Below are 16,890 nucleotides of genomic sequence, written 5' to 3'. Positions count from 1 at the left end.
GCACGCTTGCGCTTTGCCCACCCTACGGCAGCTGTGCTTGCCGCCGCCTTACTCCACCCCGATCGTCGTCAGATCCTGGAACCAGTGCTGCGCCTGCACGAACTGCTTCACCTTCGGCGACAGCGCGTGCGGGTTGGTGTCGTGGACGACCCAGACCAGCACGGCATCGTCGACGATCAGGGCATGCGCCTGCGCGATCAGATCGTCCTGCTTGGCCGTATCAAACGTCTGCTTGGCCTCGTTGATCAGCGCGTCGACCTTCGGGTTCTTGTAGCCGCCCCAGTTGACGCCGACCGGCGCGATCTGGTCGGAGGCGAAGAACCGGACGATGGCGTACAAGGGATCCGAGGTGACATAGGCGATGTTGTTGGCGGTAATGCCGGCGTTCATTTCGTCGGCCGCGCCCTTGCGCCAATGCGTATAGAGCGTTTCGAGCTCGACCACCTTGAAGTCGATGTCGATGCCGATCTCCTTAAAACTCTGCTGCAAAAATTCATTCATCGGCAGCGACAGCATCTGGCCGGTGCCGCCTTGCGCGATGATGAACGTGGCCTTCAGCGGCTTGGCCTTGGAGTAGCCGGCCTCCTCTACCAGCTTCCTGGCTGCAGCGAGATCATATTTGATGTCGAAGGTCGGCTTGCCGAACCACGGGCTCGATGGATCGACCTGGCCCTTGGCGGGTTTTGCCAGGCCATTCATCAGCCCGACGACTTCGTCACGGTTGATCGCGAGGTTCAGCGCCTTGCGCAGGCGAATATCGGTCCAGGGCGAGCCCGGCAGCACGCTCAGATGATAATTCCAGACATGCGGTGTGACGTTGTCGACGATCTTCATGCCGGCCGCTTTCAGCTGCGGCACGGCATCGGGCGCCGGCGTCTCGATCAGATCGACCTGGCCGGCGAGCAGCGCATTGGTGCGCGTCAGCGCCTCCGGCATGGGCACCAGTACGATCTTGTCGACCTTCGGAATGCGCTTTGCATTCCAATAGTCCGGATTCTTGCTGAGCTCGGCGAGCTCGCGCGGCACCAGTTTTGTCAATTTGAACGGGCCGGTGCCCGAAGGCTGGCTTGCGAATTTGTCCCAGTCCTTGCCGAGCTTGTCATATTGCGCCGGGCTCGACACCAGGAACCACAGCATCTGATAGGGGAAGAAGGAGTCCACGGTCTTGGTCGTGATCTCCACGGTGAAGTCGTCGATCTTCGCGTAGCTCGCCACCGAAGGCAGGCGGGTCTTCACCTGCGCGCTCTGCCGCTTGTCGAATTGCGGCGCCTTGTCGTTGAGTACCTTGTCGAGATTCCAGATCACCGCGTCAGCGTTGAATTCGCTGCCGTCGTGAAACTTCACGCCCTTGCGCAGAGCGAAGCGCCATTTGGTCTTGTCGGTGTCGTCGACCTTCCATTCGGTCGCGAGCCCCGGCACCAGCTTGCCCGGGCGATCGGCGACGTCCATTTCCCACGCGACCAGCGGATCGTAGATCGTGTAGGCCGTGAACTGATAGGCGCCCGCACCGCGGTCGGGCTGGCCGGTCGTCAGCGGAATATCCGCCATCGAGATGCCGTAGCGCACCACCGTTTCGGCGCGTGCCGGGATTGCGAACGACGCCAACGCAAGCACGGCGAGACAGGTCGATAATCGGATACGCATGGCCCAAAGCTCCCAGGAAGATTTCAGGGCCAAACTTGCAATCTTGATGCCAGAATAGGCAGCGGGGTGCCTTCGCGGCGATCTGATCACAAGGACTTGTCGTCGCAGGGGCAATTCGCAGAATAAGTTTCCCCATTGGCATACGCATTGCATACGTTTGCATCAAAATTAATCATCGAAAGCCGGAAAAGGACTAAGGTAATGCTTATCAAGACAACCGCGCGTGCAGCATTGATCGCTGCACTGGCCCTGACGACCGCGGCGACGTGGCCGCGCGCGGCCGGCGCCGAAACCGTGCTGCGCATCGGCATGACGGCTGCCGATATTCCGCGCACGCTCGGTCAGCCCGATCAGGGTTTTGAAGGCAACCGCTTCACCGGCGTCACCATGTATGACGCACTCACCAGTTGGGATCTGTCGTCGGCCGACAAGGCCAGCGTGGTGATCCCCGGGCTCGCGACCGAGTGGAAAGTCGACGATGCCGACAAGACCAAATGGACTTTCAAGCTGCGCCCCGGCGTCACCTTCCATGACGGCACGCCATTCAATGCCGACGCGGTGGTCTGGAACGTCGACAAGGTCCTGAAGCAGGACGCGCCGCAGTTCGATCCGAGCCAGGTCGGTGCCACCGCTACGCGCATGCCGACGCTCGTATCTGCCAAGAAGATCGACGACATGACGGTCGAGCTCACCACCAAGGAGCCCGACAGTTTCCTGCCGATCAACCTCACCAATCTGTTCATGGCGAGCCCGGCGAAGTGGCAGCACTTCTACGACAAGGCGGAAGGCGCCGACGCCAAGGCGAAGTCGCAGGCTGCGTGGACTGCCTTTGCCAAGGACGCCGCGGGCACCGGCCCGTGGAAGATGGCGAGCTTCACGCCGCGAGAGCGGCTCGAGCTCGTCAAGAACGCGAATTACTGGGACAAGGCCCGCGTGCCCAAGATCGACAAGATGGTGCTCTTGCCGATGCCGGAAGCCAATGCGCGAACTGCGGCGCTGCTGTCCGGACAGGTCGACTGGGTCGAGGCGCCCGCGCCCGACGCGCTGCCCGAGCTCAAGCAGCGTGGCTTCAAGCTCTATGCCAACGAGCAGCCGCACGTGTGGCCGTGGCAGTTCTCGCGCGTCGAAGGCTCGCCCTGGAACGACATCCGCGTCCGCAAGGCCGCCAACCTCTGCATCGATCGCGAAGGTCTCAAGGACGGACTGCTTGCAGGGCTCATGGTGCCGGCGACCGGCACCTTTGAGCCCGGCCATCCCTGGCGCGGCAAGCCGACCTTCGAGATCAAGTATGACAAGCCGGCTGCGCAGAAGCTGATGCAGGAGGCGGGTTTTGGTCCGAACAAGAAGCTGGCGGTGAAGATCCAGACCTCGACCTCCGGCTCGGGCCAGATGCAGCCGCTGCCGATGAACGAATATCTCCAGCAGGCACTCGCCGAATGCTATTTCGACGTGCAGCTCGACGTCATCGAGTGGAATACGCTGTTCTCCAACTGGCGGCGCGGCGTGAAGGATCCCAGCGCCAACGGCTCGAACGCGACCAACGTCACCTACGCGGCGATGGACCCGTTCTTCGCGCTGGTGCGCTTCCTGCAGTCGAGCATGGCGCCGCCGGTCTCGAACAATTGGGGCTTTATCAACAATCCCAAGTTCGACGAGCTGGTGAAGACGGCGCGGCAGACCTTTGATCCCGCCGCGCGTGACGCCGCGCTCGCTGAGCTGCACGCGGCCTCCGTCGACGACGCAGCCTTCCTCTACGTCGCCCACGACGTCGGCCCACGCGCCATGAGCCCGAAGGTGACAGGCGTGATCCAGCCGAAGAGCTGGTTCATCGACTTCTCGCCGATCTCGATGACGCCGTAGTTCGCCCCACACGCACAGTGCACCCTCTCCCCTTGTGGGAGAGGGGGGCTTCGCGAGAGCGAAGCCGGGTGAGGGGTCTCTCTCCGCAAGTGACCCTCTTGCTTGTTCGATAACTCTGTATCCGCGGAAAGATACCCCTCATCCGGCGCTTCGCGCCACCTTCTCCCGCAAAGGGAGAAGGAAGAAAGAACCAAACGTGCTCGCCTATATCGCCAGACGCATCGTCTATGTCATCCCGATCGTCATCAGCGTGGCGCTGGTGTGCTTTCTGCTCGTGCACATCACGCCGGGCGATCCGCTGGTCGCGGTGCTGCCGGCCGATGCCTCGCAGGAGCTGGCAGCACAGCTCCGCGCCGCTTATGGTTTTGACCGGCCGCTGCCGGTGCAGTTCGGCCTCTGGCTGCTGCGTGCACTGCATGGCGATCTCGGCAATTCCATTGCGACGGGGCGCCCCGTGCTCGCCGAAGTCATGCGCGCGGTCGGCAACACCGTCACGCTCGCGGTTGCGGCCGCCATCATCGGCTTCACCATGGGCATCCTGCTCGGCCTGATCGCCGGCTATTTCCGCGAGACCTGGATCGACAAACTCGCGACCTCCTTTGCGATCGCCGGCGTCTCGGTGCCGCATTACTGGCTCGGCATGGTTCTCGTCATCATCTTCTCGGTCGAGCTGAACTGGCTGCCGGCGGTCGGTGCCGGGCCGAACGGCTCCAGCTCCTGGGCCTGGGACTGGGCGCACCTGAAATACCTCGTGCTGCCGGCGATCACGACGTCGGTGATTCCGATGGGCATCGTCACCCGCACCGTGCGCGCGCTCACCGGTGACATCCTCAGCCAGGATTTCGTCGAGGCATTGCGCGCCAAGGGCCTGCACGAAACCGGCGTGTTCCGCCACGTCATCAAGAATGCTGCACCCACCGCGCTGGCGGTGATGGGGCTTCAGCTCGGTTACATGCTGGGCGGCTCGATCCTGATCGAGACGGTGTTCTCCTGGCCGGGCTCGGGCTTCCTGCTCAACTCCGCAATCTTCCAGCGCGACCTGCCGCTGCTGCAGGGCACGATCCTGGTGCTGGCACTGTTCTTCGTCTTCCTCAATCTGCTGGTCGACATCGCGCAAGCCGCGATCGATCCGCGCATCAAGCGGGGCTAGTGGGATGAGCCTCGTTGCAACCACGCAAAAGGTGCGCTCCCTCCCCCGCCTGCGGGGGAGGGTTGGGGAGAGGGTGTCTCCTCAATCGAGAACCCCCCAGAGGAGAGAACCCTCACCCGCGCCCTCGGCGCGACCTCTCCCGCAAGCGGGAGAGGTGCACCGTCTCCTCGGGTTGCATCGATCGAACCAACACCCATCGGGAGCCCCTCGATGACCGAGCTTCCGCTGTCCGCGACGAGCGACGCCGCGCTGCAGGCCGCGCCTGCCACCAAGGCGCGCGGCTATTGGGCGACCGTCGGCCGGCGCATCCTGCGCGACAAGGTCAGCATGGCTTGCGCCATTGTGCTGTTGTTGATCTTCGTCTCCGCCATTCTCGCGCCATGGCTGGGTCTTGAAGATCCCTACAAGGGATCGATGATCCGCCGCCTCCGCCACATCGGCACGGTCGGCTATCCGCTTGGCACCGACGAACTCGGTCGCGACATGCTGGCGCGGCTGATCTATGGCGGGCGGCTGTCGCTGGTGATCGGCATCTTGCCGGTCATCCTCGCCTTCTGCATCGGGACCTCGCTCGGCCTCGTCGCCGGTTATGTCGGCGGCAAGCTCAACACTGCGATCATGCGCACGATCGACGTGTTCTACGCGTTCCCGTCCGTGCTGCTGGCGATCGCGATCTCTGGTGCGCTCGGGGCCGGCATCCTCAACTCCATCGTGTCGCTGACCGTCGTGTTCGTGCCGCAGATCACCCGTGTCGCCGAAAGCGTCACCACCGGCGTGCGCAACATGGATTTCGTCGAAGCCGCGCGCGCTTCGGGCGCGGGGCCGTTCACCATCATGCGCGTGCACATCCTCGGCAACGTGCTGGGTTCGATCTTCGTCTATGCCACGAGCCTGATCTCGGTCTCGATGATCCTGGCGGCCGGTCTCTCCTTCCTCGGCCTCGGCACCAAACCACCGGAGCCGGAATGGGGCCTGATGCTCAACACGCTCCGCACCGCGATCTACGTCAATCCCTGGGTCGCAGCTCTCCCGGGCGCGATGATCTTTGCGGTCTCGATCTGCTTCAATCTGCTTTCGGACGGCCTGCGCAGCGCCATGGACATCAGGAACTGAAGATGATGATGGAAATGCAGACTGGCGCGGCGTTGGCGGTGCCACACCTCTCCCCGATGGGGAGAGGTGAAGGACGGCGGCCATGAGCGAGACCAACATCTCCGTCGCCATGCTGGAGCCGGTCGAGGACGTTGGCGGCGTCGCGCAGCCGCTGCTGCAGGTCAACGGGCTGACAAAGCATTTCCCGGTCCGCGGCGGGCTGTTCGCGGCGAAGCGCACCGTGCGCGCCGTCGACAATGTCTCCTTCACCGTCGCGAAGGGCGAGACCGTCGGCATCGTCGGTGAGTCCGGCTGCGGCAAGTCCACCACCGCGCGCCTGCTGATGCATCTGATGCCGCGCGACACCGGTGACATCATCTATGACGGCATGTCCGTCGGGCAGTCGCTGAGCTTGCGCGAGCTACGCCGCGGCATGCAGATGGTGTTCCAGGATTCCTACGCCTCGCTCAATCCGCGCCTGACCATCGAGGAATCAATCGCCTTCGGCCCCAAGGTCCACGGCATGGCCGACGGCGCGGCTCGGGCGCTCGCACGCGAGCTGCTCGGCAAGGTCGGCCTGGTCCCCGCAAATTTCGCCAACCGCTATCCGCACGAGATCTCTGGCGGCCAGCGCCAGCGCGTCAACATCGCGCGTGCGCTCGCTCTGTCGCCGCGGCTGGTGATCCTGGATGAAGCTGTCTCCGCACTCGACAAATCCGTCGAGGCGCAGGTGCTCAACCTGCTGGCCGATCTCAAGCGCGAATTCGGCCTGACCTATCTCTTCATCAGTCACGACCTCAACGTCGTCCGCTACATCTCGGACCGCGTGCTGGTGATGTATCTCGGCGAGGTCGTCGAGCTCGGCCCGGTCGATCAGGTCTGGGACAGCCCCGCGCATCCCTATACGCGCGCGCTGCTGGCGGCGATGCCGTCCTCCGATCCTGATAGCCGCACCGAAAAGCCGCCGATCACGGGCGATCCGCCTAATCCGATCGATCCGCCCTCGGGCTGCCGCTTCCACACGCGCTGCGCGTTTGCGGAGCCGCTCTGCGCAAATGCTGCACCAAAGCTCACTGCGGTGGATAGAATGGGCCACGAGGCCGCGTGCTACATGGCGATACCGGGTTCAGGCCATAGCCGCGCGCCCCGAGAGGAGATCGCATGACGAGACCAACGACAAAAGAAATCCAGGCGACGGCGCAAGTCGCCGGCGTCCCCGTGAATGACGAGATCGCGACGCGCATCTCCAATTCCATCGGGCCTGCCTTCGAAGGTTTTGCTGCCATCGCAGGCACGCTGCCGTTCGACCTCGAGCCCGCGCTCTATCCGCTCGCGCAGGCGCAGAAGGTGTCGAAATGAGCACCGAACCTGCCTTGATGACGCTTACCGAGGTCGCGCGTGCGATCGCGATGAAGCAATTGTCCTCGCGTGAGGTGACGCGCGCGCTGCTGCATCGTATCGCGCAGTGGCAGCCGCATCTCAACGCCTTCATGTCGATCGAGTCCGAAGCTGCGCTGAAGGCGGCCGATGCCGCCGACGCCGAGCTCGCCAAAGGCGAGGTCCGCGGTCCCTTGCACGGCGTCCCGCTCGCGCACAAGGACATGTATTACGACGCCGGCCACGTCGCGACCTGCGGCTCGCTGATCCGCCGCGATTTTGTGCCGACGGTGACCTCCACCGCCTTGCAGCGGTTGAAGGATGCCGGCCAGGTTCGCCTCGGCACGCTGCATCTCGCCGAATTTGCCTACGGCCCGACCGGCCACAACGCCCATTACGGCCCGGTGCGCAATCCCTGGAACGTCGCGCATATCACCGGCGGCTCGTCCTCGGGCTCCGGCTCGTCGGTCGCGGCGCGGCTGACCTATGCGGCGCTGGGCTCCGACACCGGCGGCTCGATCCGCATGCCCGCACATTTCTGCGGCGTCACCGGCCTGAAGACCACTGTCGGTCGTGTCAGCCGCGCCGGCGCAATGCCGCTGTCGCAATCGCTCGATACGGTCGGTCCGCTCGCGCGCACCGCGGAAGATTGCGCGCTGCTGCTGGCGCTGATGGCCGGTCCGGACCCCGAGGATTCGACCACCAGTCATGAGCCGCTGTCGGACTATGTCGCGGCGACCAAGGGCTCGCTGAAGGGCCTCAAGATCGGCGTACCTGCGTCCTTCTATGTCGACGATCTCGATAGCGATGTCGCGCGCGTGCTGGACGAGACCATCGCGGTGCTCAAGCGCGAGGGCGCCGACATCCACACAGTCGAGCTTCCGGACCAGCGGCAATTGCAAGCGGCAAGCCAGCTCGTGCTCGCCGCGGAGGCTGCCGCCTTCCACAAGCGCTGGATGATCGAGCGGCCGCAAGACTATGGCTCGCAGACGCTGATGCGGCTTCGGAACGGCCTCGCCGTTCCCGCCATCACCTATCTCGAGGCGATGCGCTGGCGTGGCCCGGCACTCGCCGCGCACAATGCGGCCGCCGCAGGCGTTGACGCGATCATCGCACCGGCATCGCCCATCCCGGCGCCGACGATCGAGGAAAGCGATGTCGGCGGCGGGCCGAACGCACCGGCGCTGTTGCAGCGGCTGACGCTGTTCACCCGTCCGGTGAATTTCCTGGGCTTGCCGTCACTCACCGTTCCATCAGGCTTCACCAAAAGCGGCCTGCCGATCGGTATGCAGCTGATCGGCCGCTCCTTCGATGAAGCGACCTTGCTGACCATCGGCGCCGCTTTCCAGCGCGTCACCGACTATCAGGAACGGGTACCCAAACTGCCGTCATGACAAAACTCGTCGATATCTCAGGCCTCAACATTCGCTTCACCGGCGAGCGCACGGTCTATGCCGTGAACGATCTCAATCTCTCGCTCGGTGATGGTGAGGTGCTGGGCCTGCTCGGCGAGTCCGGTTCGGGCAAGAGCGTGACCCTGCGTGCGCTGATGCGGCTGCTGCCGAAGAAGCGCACGCAGATTTCCGGCAAGGTCAACGTGATGGGCCGTGACGTGCTCGCGATGAACGACGAGGAGCTATCGTCGTTCCGCGGTCAGACCGTCTCGATGATTTTTCAGGAGCCGGCGCTCGCGCTCGACCCTGTCTACACCATCGGCGCGCAGATCGCCGAAAGCGTCGCGCGCCACGAAGGCAAGAGTTTTGCCGAGGGCCGCGCGCGGGCGCTGGAGATGCTCGAGGTCGTGCGCATTCCCTCCGCCAAACGGCGCCTGGATGCCTATCCGCACGAAATGTCCGGCGGCATGCGCCAGCGCGCGATGATTGCGCTCGCGCTCGCCTGCCGGCCCAAAATCCTGCTCGCGGACGAGCCGACCACGGCGCTCGATGCCACCGTGCAGATCCAGATCCTGCTGCTGCTGCGGGAGCTGCAGCGCGAGTTCGGCATGTCCGTCATCTTCGTCACCCACGACATTGGTGTGGCGATCGAAATCTGCGACCGCGTCGCGGTGATGTATGCCGGCCAGATCGTGGAGCAGGGCAGCCTGCGCGACATCGTCCGCTCCCCGGTCCATCCCTATGCCAAGGGCCTGCTCGCCTCCACCATCCACGGCGCCAAGCGCGGCGCCCGCCTCGAGACCATTCCCGGCACACCGCCATCGCTGTCCGAGAGGCCCCACACCTGCTCCTTCGCCCCCCGCTGCAAGCTCGCCGAGCCGCGCTGCGTCGAGCAGCTGCCGCCGAACGTCGAGGTCGGCCCGGGCAGGGTGGCCAGGTGCGTGCTGGCGGAGGCGGTGACGGCGCGCTCCTGAATTCAAAAATCCTCTGCGCCAACACCCGGTTGTCACAATCCACCTGGCGCATCCCGGCGGGGGAATTTCTACTGTGCATGGGGTTGTTTTCGCGATTTTTGTTTGAAGGGCCCCTCCGGGAACACCATTCAGACCCCATTCATCCCGGTTCCCGTTCCATGCGGGCCGTTCACGGAGAGGGATCTGACTTATGTATATTTCCAATGAAGGCCTGCTCGTCATCCTGTTCGTCGGCCTGGTGGCCGGCTGGCTTGCCGGCAAGGTCGTGCGAGGGAGCGGGTTCGGAATCATCGGCGACATCGTGATCGGCATCGCCGGCGCCTTTGTCGCGAGTTTCCTGTTCCCGAAGCTCGGCATCCATATCGGCACCGGGCTGATCTCGGAGATCATCTATTCCGCCATCGGCGCCATCATTCTGCTGCTGGTGGTGCGGTTGGTACGCGGCGGCGGCCGGTTCTAGCGCCCACAGCTTCAGCGAAGCGGAACTTTGCGCCTCTCCCCGTGACTTGGGGAGAGGCGCTTGTCTTTGCTCTAAAAAGCCGCAAAGACTGTGAAATACCGGATTTGCGGATCGTGCTGTCCGCGGTAGATGTGGCGAGGGCCCGGATTAATTCGATTGCATTGTACACGGGCGAGAACCCGATATTAATCCGGGGCGCGTACGCCTCGATTTGTCTTTATAATCAGGGCTTTGGAAATCAGGGGTTTTGCCCCTCACCCGAAAGAGATCAGACTGATGGCAGCCGTTCCCGGCCTCCGCCGTTCAGAGCTCGGTGACGCGCTGCGTGCCTGCCGCACAGCGTTCGTCGGCGTCGGCTTCATGAGCTGCATGATCAACCTGCTCTATCTGACCGGGTCGATCTTCATGCTGGAGGTCTACGACCGGGTGCTGCCGAGCCGCAGCATCCCGACCCTGGTCGGCCTGATCGTCCTCGCCGGCGGCCTCTATATGGCGCAGGGCGTGCTCGACATGATCCGCAGCCGCATCCTGGGACGGGTCGGCACCGCGCTCGATGAAGCCCTGAACAAGCGCGTGTTCGACACCATCGTGCGCCTGCCGCTCCTGGTCGGCAACCGCAACGAGGGGCTGCAGCCGCTGCGCGACCTCGACAATGTCCGCTCCTTCCTCGGCGGCATGGGCCCGAGCGCGTTCTTCGACCTGCCCTGGCTCCCGCTCTATCTCGCCATCTGTTTTGCCTTCCACGTCATGATCGGCGTGACCGCGCTGGTCGGCGCCGTCATCCTGGTCGGGCTGACGCTGGTCACCGAATTCCTGTCCCGCCAGCCGGCGAAGGAGGCGATGGGCCTTGCCGCCCAGCGCAACGATCTCGCCCAGTCCAGCCGTCGCAACGCCGAAGTGCTGGTGTCGATGGGCATGGCCGGCCGGCTGAACGCGCGCTGGAGCGAGGCCAACGAAAAATACCTCGCCGGCAATCAGCGTGCGAGCGACGTCGCCGGCGGCCTCGGCGCGATCGCAAAAGTGCTGCGCATGATGCTGCAATCGGCGGTGCTCGCGGTCGGCGCCTATCTCGTCATCCACCAGGAGGCGACCGCCGGCATCATCATCGCGGGCTCGATCCTCTCGGCCCGCGCGCTGGCTCCGGTCGATCTCGCGATCGCGCATTGGAAATCTTTCGTCACGGCACGCCAGAGCTGGCACCGCCTCAGCCGCCTGCTGGAACAGATGCCGGCGCAGGCGACGCCGACCCAGTTGCAGGCCCCCTCCAGCCGGCTCTCGGTCGAAGGCGTCGCCATGGTGGCCCCGGGCGACCAGCGCCTCATCGTGCAGGACGTCAATTTTGTGCTCGAAGCCGGCAACGGCCTCGGCGTGATCGGGCCGAGCGGCTCCGGCAAATCCTCGCTGATCCGCGCGCTGGTCGGCGTCTGGTATCCGGTCCGCGGCAAGGTCCGGCTCGACGGCGCGGCGCTCGACCAATGGTCGTCCGACCTGCTCGGCCGTCACATCGGCTATCTGCCGCAGGACGTCGAGCTGTTCGGCGGCACCATCGCGCAGAACATCAGCCGTTTTGATCCGGAGGCGACGTCCGACGCCATCATCTCCGCGGCCAAGGAAGCCGGCGTGCACGAGATGATCATCAAGATGCGCGAGGGCTACAACACGCAAGTCGGCGAGCAGGGCACGTCGTTGTCTGCAGGCCAGGCGCAGCGTGTGGCGCTGGCGCGCGCGCTCTACGGCAATCCGTTCCTGATCGTGCTGGACGAGCCCAATTCCAATCTCGACACCGAAGGCGACGAAGCGCTGACCCGCGCAATCCGCAGCGCGCGCGAGCGCGGCGCCATCGTCATCGTGGTGGCGCACCGGCCGATCGGCGTCGAGGCGGTCGACCAGATCCTGGTGCTACGCGACGGCCGCATGCAGGCCTTCGGTCCGAAGGAGCAGGTGCTCGCCCAGGTGCTCCAGCCCCGCGTCGCGCCGCCGGCGCCGATCAAGATCGTCAGCGAAGGCGGAGTGGCCAAACCATGAGCACGATGACGGTTGGCGGGCCAAAGCCCGCCGCGAACAGGACGGTGCGGGAGTCGATCCGCTTTCACCTGATCCTCGGGATCTCGATCGTGTTGGTGCTGGCCATCGGCCTCGGCGGTTGGGCCGCCACGGTGCAGATCTCCGGGGCGCTGATCGCGCCCGGCCAGATCGTGGTCGAATCCAACGTCAAGAAGGTGCAGCATCCGACCGGCGGCGTGGTCGGCGAGGTGCGTGCCCACGACGGCGACGTGGTCAAGGCCGGCGACATCGTGGTGCGGCTCGACGACACCGTCACCAAGGCCAATCTCGCCATCGTCACCAAGAATCTCGACGCCGCGCAGGCGCGTGCGGCACGGCTTCAGGCCGAGCAGCGCGGTCTCGACAAGATTGAATTCCCGCCATCGCTGCTCGATCGCGGCGACGATCCCGACGTCAAGGCACTGCTCTCTGCCGAAACCAAGCTGTTCGACGTCCGCGTCAACGGCCGGGCCGGCCAGAAGGCGCAGCTGCGCGAGCGCATCCAGCAGCTCAACGAGGAGATCGAAGGTCTTTCCGCGCAGGAAAAAGCCAAGGACAAGGAGATCTCGCTGGTGCAGCAGGAGCTCGTCGGCGTTCGCGATCTCTATGACAAGCACCTGGTGCAGATCTCGCGCCTGACCACGCTGGAGCGCGACTCTGCCCGCCTCAACGGCGAGCGCGCGCAGTACATCGCCTCGCGGGCGCAAGCCAAGGGCAAGATCACCGAGACCGAGCTTCAGATCATCCAGGTCGACAAGGACATGGTGAGCGAGGTCTCCAAGGATTTGCGCGAGACCAACGACAAGAGCGGCGAGCTGATCGAGCGCAAGGTCGCGGCCGAAGACCAGCTCCGTCGCGTCGACATTCGCGCGCCGCAGGACGGCATGGTGCTGCAATCGACGGTGCACACCGTCGGCGGCGTCGTCACCGCCGGCGATGCGCTCATGCTGATCGTGCCGCAGGCCGACGACCTCCAGGTCGAGGCCAAGGTCAATCCGGTCGATATCGACAAGCTCCAGATCGGCCAGAAGACCCTGCTGCGCCTCTCCGCCTTCAACCAGCGCACCACGCCCGAGCTCAACGGTGTCGTCAGCCGCGTCTCGCCTGACGTCACCACCGATCAGCGCACCGGCCAGAGCTACTACACCATCCGTGTCTCGCTGTCCGCCGAGGAAGTCGCCAAGCTCGGCGATTCCAAACTGATCCCCGGCATGCCTGCGGAAGCCTTCGTCCAGACCGGCGACCGCACCATGCTGTCGTACCTGTTGAAGCCGCTGCACGACCAGTTCATGCGGGCGTTCCGCGAGAAGTGACGCGCGCCGCAGATTCGATCTCGTAGGGTGGGCAAAGGCGCAAAGCGCCGTGCCCACCATTTCTTTCATGACGACGAAGATGGTGGGCACGCTTCGCTTTGCCCACCCTACGGCATCTCGTTCTTTGCTATAGTTCGACTCAAGCCCTCAACAACCCGGCGTCGAACCATGCAAACCCCGCCCTCCATCGCTACCAAATCCTTCACCGATGCTGGCCTCGCCGTCGCCCGTCTCGAAGAAATCTACGAGCGCAACACCAAATTCCTGCGCGACCGGTTCGAGGCCTATGTCTCGGGCGAGGCGATCACGATGCGGGTGCGGGCCTATTATCCCTTCGTCCGCCTCACCACCGCGACCCATGCGCGGCTGGATTCGCGTCTCGCCTATGGTTTCGTCGCCAGGCCCGGCGTGCACGAAACCAGCGTGACGCGGCCGGATCTGTTCCGCGCCTATTTCACCGAGCAGATCGGTCTCCTGATCCAGAACCACGGTGTTCCCGTCGAGATCGGCGAGTCCGCCGAGCCGATCCCGGTCCACTTCGCCTATCGCCGCGACATCAACATCGAAGCCGCCATCAGCACCAGCGAGAATTCGCCCGTTACGCGATCGCTGCGCGATGCCTTCGACGTGCCTGATCTCGCCACCATGGACGATGCGATCGTCGACGGCACCTTCGAGCTCCAGCCGGGTGCGCCCGAGCCGCTGTCGCTGTTTCGCGCGGCCCGTGTCGATTACTCGCTGCGCCGGCTCTATCACTACACCGGCACCGATCCCGAACATTTCCAGAACTTTGTCATCTTCACCAACTACCAGTTCTATGTCGATGCCTTCGCGCAGATGTGTCAGCAGCGGCTTCAGTCCGGCGAGGTCGGGCTCGAGGCCTTTGTTGCGCCGGGCAACGTCATCACGCGGGCTGGCGGGGCGACGACCGGAGACGCGCCCACGCGCATTCCGCAGATGCCGGCCTTCCATCTGGTCATGCCCGGCTACCGCGGCATCACCCTGATCAACATCGGGACCGGTCCGTCCAACGCGCGCAACGTCACCGATCACGTCGCGGTGCTGCGGCCGCATGCCTGGCTGATGCTCGGGCATTGCGCCGGCTTGCGCAACACGCAGCGGCTCGGCGACTACGTGCTCGCGCATGGCTATGTGCGCGAGGACCACGTGCTCGATCGCGAGCTGCCGCTGTGGGTGCCGATCCCGGCGCTGGCCGAGATGCAGGTCGCGCTGGAGCAGGCGGTCGAGGACGTCACCGGCCTGGAAGGCTTCGAGCTCAAGCGCCTGATGCGCACAGGCACGGTCGCCAGCGTCGACAACCGCAACTGGGAGATATCGGGGCCCGAGGTCATTCGCCGCATGTCGCAATCGCGCGCAGTGGCGCTCGACATGGAATCCGCCGCGATCGCCGCCAACGGCTACCGCTTCCGCGTGCCCTATGGAACTCTGCTCTGCGTCTCCGACAAGCCGCTGCATGGCGAGATCAAGCTCGCCGGCATGGCCAGCGAATTCTACCGCCGCCGCGTCGGCCAGCATCTCGAGATTGGCCTCAAGGCGCTGGAACGGCTCAAGCAGCAGGAATCGGAGCGGTTGCATTCGCGCAAGCTGCGCAGCTTTGCCGAAGTCGCGTTCCAGTAGAGCACTTGGCTTTCCTGGAAGGACAGCAGAACTGTCTTACGAGCGTTGACGTCTCCGTTAGCACTGCGTCACGGAATATCGAAGCCAACGCAGGGTTATCAATTCGTCCGGGGCCGCTTGGATCGAGACAGGAGACAGAAATGATTGAAACGATGATCAGGTTCGTTGCGCTGGGAACGTTTGCGGCAGTACTGGCGTCCCCGGCGTATGCCGCAGGAGGTGGTGGCGGAGGCGGTGGCGGAGGTGGCGGCATGGATCCTTTTGGGAGCACCTATTCAGCTCCGAGCACGGCCCAACCGACCTACCCGAAGCGCTCGGGAACGAAGGCCACGCAAAAGAACAAGAAGCCCAACAACCAGTCCAGCATCGACGATCCCGAATTCGCGGCCGGCTACCGCGTGGCGTATGACACCATCTACGAGCGCAACGACTACGCGGCCGCGATCGCGCAATTGAAGTCGCTTGGCCATGACGACCATCCGAACGTCGCCAACCTCATCGGCTACTCCTACCGCAAGCTTGGCGACTACGAGCAGTCGCAAGTCTGGTACGAGCGCGCGCTGAAGGCGGATCCGAACCATGTCCTGACATGGCAGTATTACGGGCTGTGGCAGCTCGAGCGGGGTAACCGCGAGCAGGCGCTCTATCATCTCAGCCGGATTGCAGCCATCTGCGGGACGGATTGCGCGGAGTACAAATCGCTGGCCGCGGCACTCGACAAGCCGACCGGAACGGCGCTCGCCTACTAGGAGGGCCGCGGTTCGTCTTGCGGCCGAGGTGACAAGCCGCCGGATTTTTTGCATTGTCCCGTTCGGGGGGAGGCGAACGGGACAATGGGATGCCGCTGGCGCGCGACAAGATCATCGGCCACGACCTCGAACGTCTGGCTTTCCGCTTCACCATGATGAATGACGGGGACGTCGTGCATTGCCAGATCAGCGATGCCGCGATGGATGAGCTTGCGGGCATGCAGGGTACCGAGAGCAGCGCGCGGCAGGCGCAATTCATGTCGTTGCGCGAGACGATCGAGCGGCTGGCCTCAGACCTCTACGACGAGGCACCGCGATTCAAGGGCTATGTGGTGCGGATTTTTACGCGGCATTTGGGAAGGTAGTAGATCGGCTGCCGCGGACACAAATCTCTCACCGTCACCCTGAGGTGGCCGCTTCTTTAGCGGCCTCGAGGGGCGACGGCCCGGCTGCATCTCGGCCGTTCATCCTTCGAGGCTCCCCACGTGGCGCTGCTGCGCCACGAGTCTCGCACCTCAGGATGACGGTACTAAAAGCGTGATCGCTGCCGGTAACGCAGCTCACCCCTCCAGCTTCTTCAGCAACAACTTCAGCGCCGTCGCCGCGAACACCTGCATGTTGGCGAACCGGTCGTTACTGCCCGTCTCCAGCGTCATCACCTCAGCCGCGGGTCCCGCAACGGCCATGCAGCTATGGCCGGCGGCGTCGCCGTAGCGGTTGCCGGTCGGACCGGCTGCGCCGGTCTCGGACAGGCCCCAGTCGGAGCTGAAGCGGCCGCGCATCTGTTCGGCCAGCAGTTTCGCGTAGGGCTCCGAGGAGGAACGAAAGCCCTTCATTCCCTCGTCCGAAATATCCATCAGCACACGCCTGGCGTCGCGGGTGTAGACCACCGCGCCGCCGAGGAAATAGGCGGAGGCTCCGGGCACCGCGAGCAGGCTTGCCGCGATCAGGCCGCCGGTCGAGGATTCCGCGACCGCAATGGTTTGCTTGCGCGCGATCAGTTTGCCTGCGACCTGTTCCGCAATGCCGACGAGCTCTTTCATCTCTATGACCCCTCATTCCTTCGCAACTGAGCTCAGCCTTCCTAGCATATGACAGAAGCCTTGGCCGAGTTGCGGGCGGAGGGCAGGCCTGCTTGAATGGCGGACAAGGCGAAGCGGCCAAGCGCCGCCTGCGACAAGACACGACGAGGAAAC

The 16,890-nt window shown here is 64.4% G+C and carries 15 protein-coding genes; 13 read left to right on the top strand and 2 right to left on the bottom strand.

Features of this window, described 5'->3' with window-relative positions:
- Positions 1-48: 48 nt before the first annotated feature.
- On the bottom strand, positions 49-1,644 hold the full coding sequence (locus FXB40_RS00180; protein ID WP_148769974.1) for an ABC transporter substrate-binding protein: 1,596 nt from the start codon (positions 1,642-1,644) through the stop codon (positions 49-51).
- A gap of 201 nt (positions 1,645-1,845) precedes the next feature.
- Here FXB40_RS00180 and FXB40_RS00175 point away from each other — a divergent pair, with 201 nt between their 5' ends.
- From FXB40_RS00175 to FXB40_RS00115, 13 genes are all read left to right on the top strand, one after another.
- Complete coding sequence (locus FXB40_RS00175; RefSeq protein WP_148769972.1) at positions 1,846-3,504, top strand: ABC transporter substrate-binding protein; 1,659 nt, start codon at positions 1,846-1,848, stop codon at positions 3,502-3,504.
- A 196-nt stretch (positions 3,505-3,700) separates the two neighbouring features.
- Entirely contained in the window at positions 3,701-4,654 is a 954-nt protein-coding gene (locus tag FXB40_RS00170; protein ID WP_148769970.1) for an ABC transporter permease, read from the top strand.
- Positions 4,655-4,864: 210 nt separating this feature from the next.
- Positions 4,865-5,767 (top strand): ABC transporter permease, encoded by a 903-nt coding sequence (locus tag FXB40_RS00165; RefSeq protein ID WP_148769968.1) that lies wholly within the window; start codon positions 4,865-4,867, stop codon positions 5,765-5,767.
- Positions 5,768-5,849: 82 nt separating this feature from the next.
- Complete coding sequence (locus FXB40_RS00160) at positions 5,850-6,911, top strand: ABC transporter ATP-binding protein (protein WP_187436563.1); 1,062 nt, start codon at positions 5,850-5,852, stop codon at positions 6,909-6,911.
- On the top strand, positions 6,908-7,105 hold the full coding sequence (locus tag FXB40_RS00155; RefSeq protein ID WP_148769966.1) for a hypothetical protein: 198 nt from the start codon (positions 6,908-6,910) through the stop codon (positions 7,103-7,105). The genes FXB40_RS00160 and FXB40_RS00155 overlap by 4 nt, the downstream gene beginning before the upstream one ends.
- Positions 7,102-8,517, top strand: coding sequence for an amidase (locus FXB40_RS00150; protein WP_148769964.1), 1,416 nt, complete (start codon positions 7,102-7,104; stop codon positions 8,515-8,517). The genes FXB40_RS00155 and FXB40_RS00150 overlap by 4 nt, the downstream gene beginning before the upstream one ends.
- On the top strand, positions 8,514-9,491 hold the full coding sequence (locus FXB40_RS00145) for an ABC transporter ATP-binding protein (RefSeq protein ID WP_148769962.1): 978 nt from the start codon (positions 8,514-8,516) through the stop codon (positions 9,489-9,491). The genes FXB40_RS00150 and FXB40_RS00145 overlap by 4 nt, the downstream gene beginning before the upstream one ends.
- A 190-nt stretch (positions 9,492-9,681) precedes the next feature.
- A complete protein-coding gene (locus FXB40_RS00140; protein WP_148769960.1) occupies positions 9,682-9,951 on the top strand; it encodes a GlsB/YeaQ/YmgE family stress response membrane protein in 270 nt (89 codons plus the stop codon).
- Positions 9,952-10,227: 276 nt separating this feature from the next.
- Positions 10,228-11,976 (top strand): type I secretion system permease/ATPase, encoded by a 1,749-nt coding sequence (locus FXB40_RS00135; protein WP_148769958.1) that lies wholly within the window; start codon positions 10,228-10,230, stop codon positions 11,974-11,976.
- Positions 11,973-13,307: an HlyD family type I secretion periplasmic adaptor subunit gene (locus FXB40_RS00130; protein WP_148769956.1), complete on the top strand. Its 1,335-nt coding sequence runs from the start codon at positions 11,973-11,975 to the stop codon at positions 13,305-13,307. Before FXB40_RS00135 ends, FXB40_RS00130 begins: the two co-directional genes overlap by 4 nt.
- 168 nt (positions 13,308-13,475) lie before the next feature.
- Positions 13,476-14,945 (top strand): AMP nucleosidase, encoded by a 1,470-nt coding sequence (locus tag FXB40_RS00125; RefSeq protein ID WP_187436562.1) that lies wholly within the window; start codon positions 13,476-13,478, stop codon positions 14,943-14,945.
- A 140-nt stretch (positions 14,946-15,085) separates the two neighbouring features.
- Positions 15,086-15,694: a tetratricopeptide repeat protein gene (locus FXB40_RS00120; RefSeq protein ID WP_148769954.1), complete on the top strand. Its 609-nt coding sequence runs from the start codon at positions 15,086-15,088 to the stop codon at positions 15,692-15,694.
- Positions 15,695-15,783: 89 nt separating this feature from the next.
- Positions 15,784-16,059, top strand: coding sequence for a DUF1488 family protein (locus FXB40_RS00115; protein ID WP_148769952.1), 276 nt, complete (start codon positions 15,784-15,786; stop codon positions 16,057-16,059).
- A 195-nt stretch (positions 16,060-16,254) separates the two neighbouring features.
- Here FXB40_RS00115 and FXB40_RS00110 read toward each other — a convergent pair whose 3' ends face one another.
- Complete coding sequence (locus FXB40_RS00110) at positions 16,255-16,737, bottom strand: CinA family protein (protein ID WP_148769950.1); 483 nt, start codon at positions 16,735-16,737, stop codon at positions 16,255-16,257.
- Between the last annotated feature and the right edge of the window lie 153 nt (positions 16,738-16,890).

The sequence above is a fragment of the Bradyrhizobium rifense genome, from assembly GCF_008123425.1.
Lineage (GTDB): Bacteria > Pseudomonadota > Alphaproteobacteria > Rhizobiales > Xanthobacteraceae > Bradyrhizobium > Bradyrhizobium rifense.
The sequence above is the reverse complement of the archived record's forward strand: the minus strand, read 5'-3'. Positions and strand labels throughout refer to the sequence as shown.

Coding starts and splice junctions, on each gene's coding strand:
- FXB40_RS00150 (WP_148769964.1), top strand. CDS start 7,102: ATGAGCACCGAACCTGCCTTGATGACGCTTACCGAGGTCGCGCGTGCG.
- FXB40_RS00180 (WP_148769974.1), bottom strand. CDS start 1,644: ATGCGTATCCGATTATCGACCTGTCTCGCCGTGCTTGCGTTGGCGTCG.
- FXB40_RS00125 (WP_187436562.1), top strand. CDS start 13,476: ATGCAAACCCCGCCCTCCATCGCTACCAAATCCTTCACCGATGCTGGC.
- FXB40_RS00175 (WP_148769972.1), top strand. CDS start 1,846: ATGCTTATCAAGACAACCGCGCGTGCAGCATTGATCGCTGCACTGGCC.
- FXB40_RS00140 (WP_148769960.1), top strand. CDS start 9,682: ATGTATATTTCCAATGAAGGCCTGCTCGTCATCCTGTTCGTCGGCCTG.
- FXB40_RS00130 (WP_148769956.1), top strand. CDS start 11,973: ATGAGCACGATGACGGTTGGCGGGCCAAAGCCCGCCGCGAACAGGACG.
- FXB40_RS00120 (WP_148769954.1), top strand. CDS start 15,086: ATGATTGAAACGATGATCAGGTTCGTTGCGCTGGGAACGTTTGCGGCA.
- FXB40_RS00115 (WP_148769952.1), top strand. CDS start 15,784: ATGCCGCTGGCGCGCGACAAGATCATCGGCCACGACCTCGAACGTCTG.
- FXB40_RS00165 (WP_148769968.1), top strand. CDS start 4,865: ATGACCGAGCTTCCGCTGTCCGCGACGAGCGACGCCGCGCTGCAGGCC.
- FXB40_RS00145 (WP_148769962.1), top strand. CDS start 8,514: ATGACAAAACTCGTCGATATCTCAGGCCTCAACATTCGCTTCACCGGC.
- FXB40_RS00110 (WP_148769950.1), bottom strand. CDS start 16,737: ATGAAAGAGCTCGTCGGCATTGCGGAACAGGTCGCAGGCAAACTGATC.
- FXB40_RS00160 (WP_187436563.1), top strand. CDS start 5,850: ATGAGCGAGACCAACATCTCCGTCGCCATGCTGGAGCCGGTCGAGGAC.
- FXB40_RS00155 (WP_148769966.1), top strand. CDS start 6,908: ATGACGAGACCAACGACAAAAGAAATCCAGGCGACGGCGCAAGTCGCC.
- FXB40_RS00135 (WP_148769958.1), top strand. CDS start 10,228: ATGGCAGCCGTTCCCGGCCTCCGCCGTTCAGAGCTCGGTGACGCGCTG.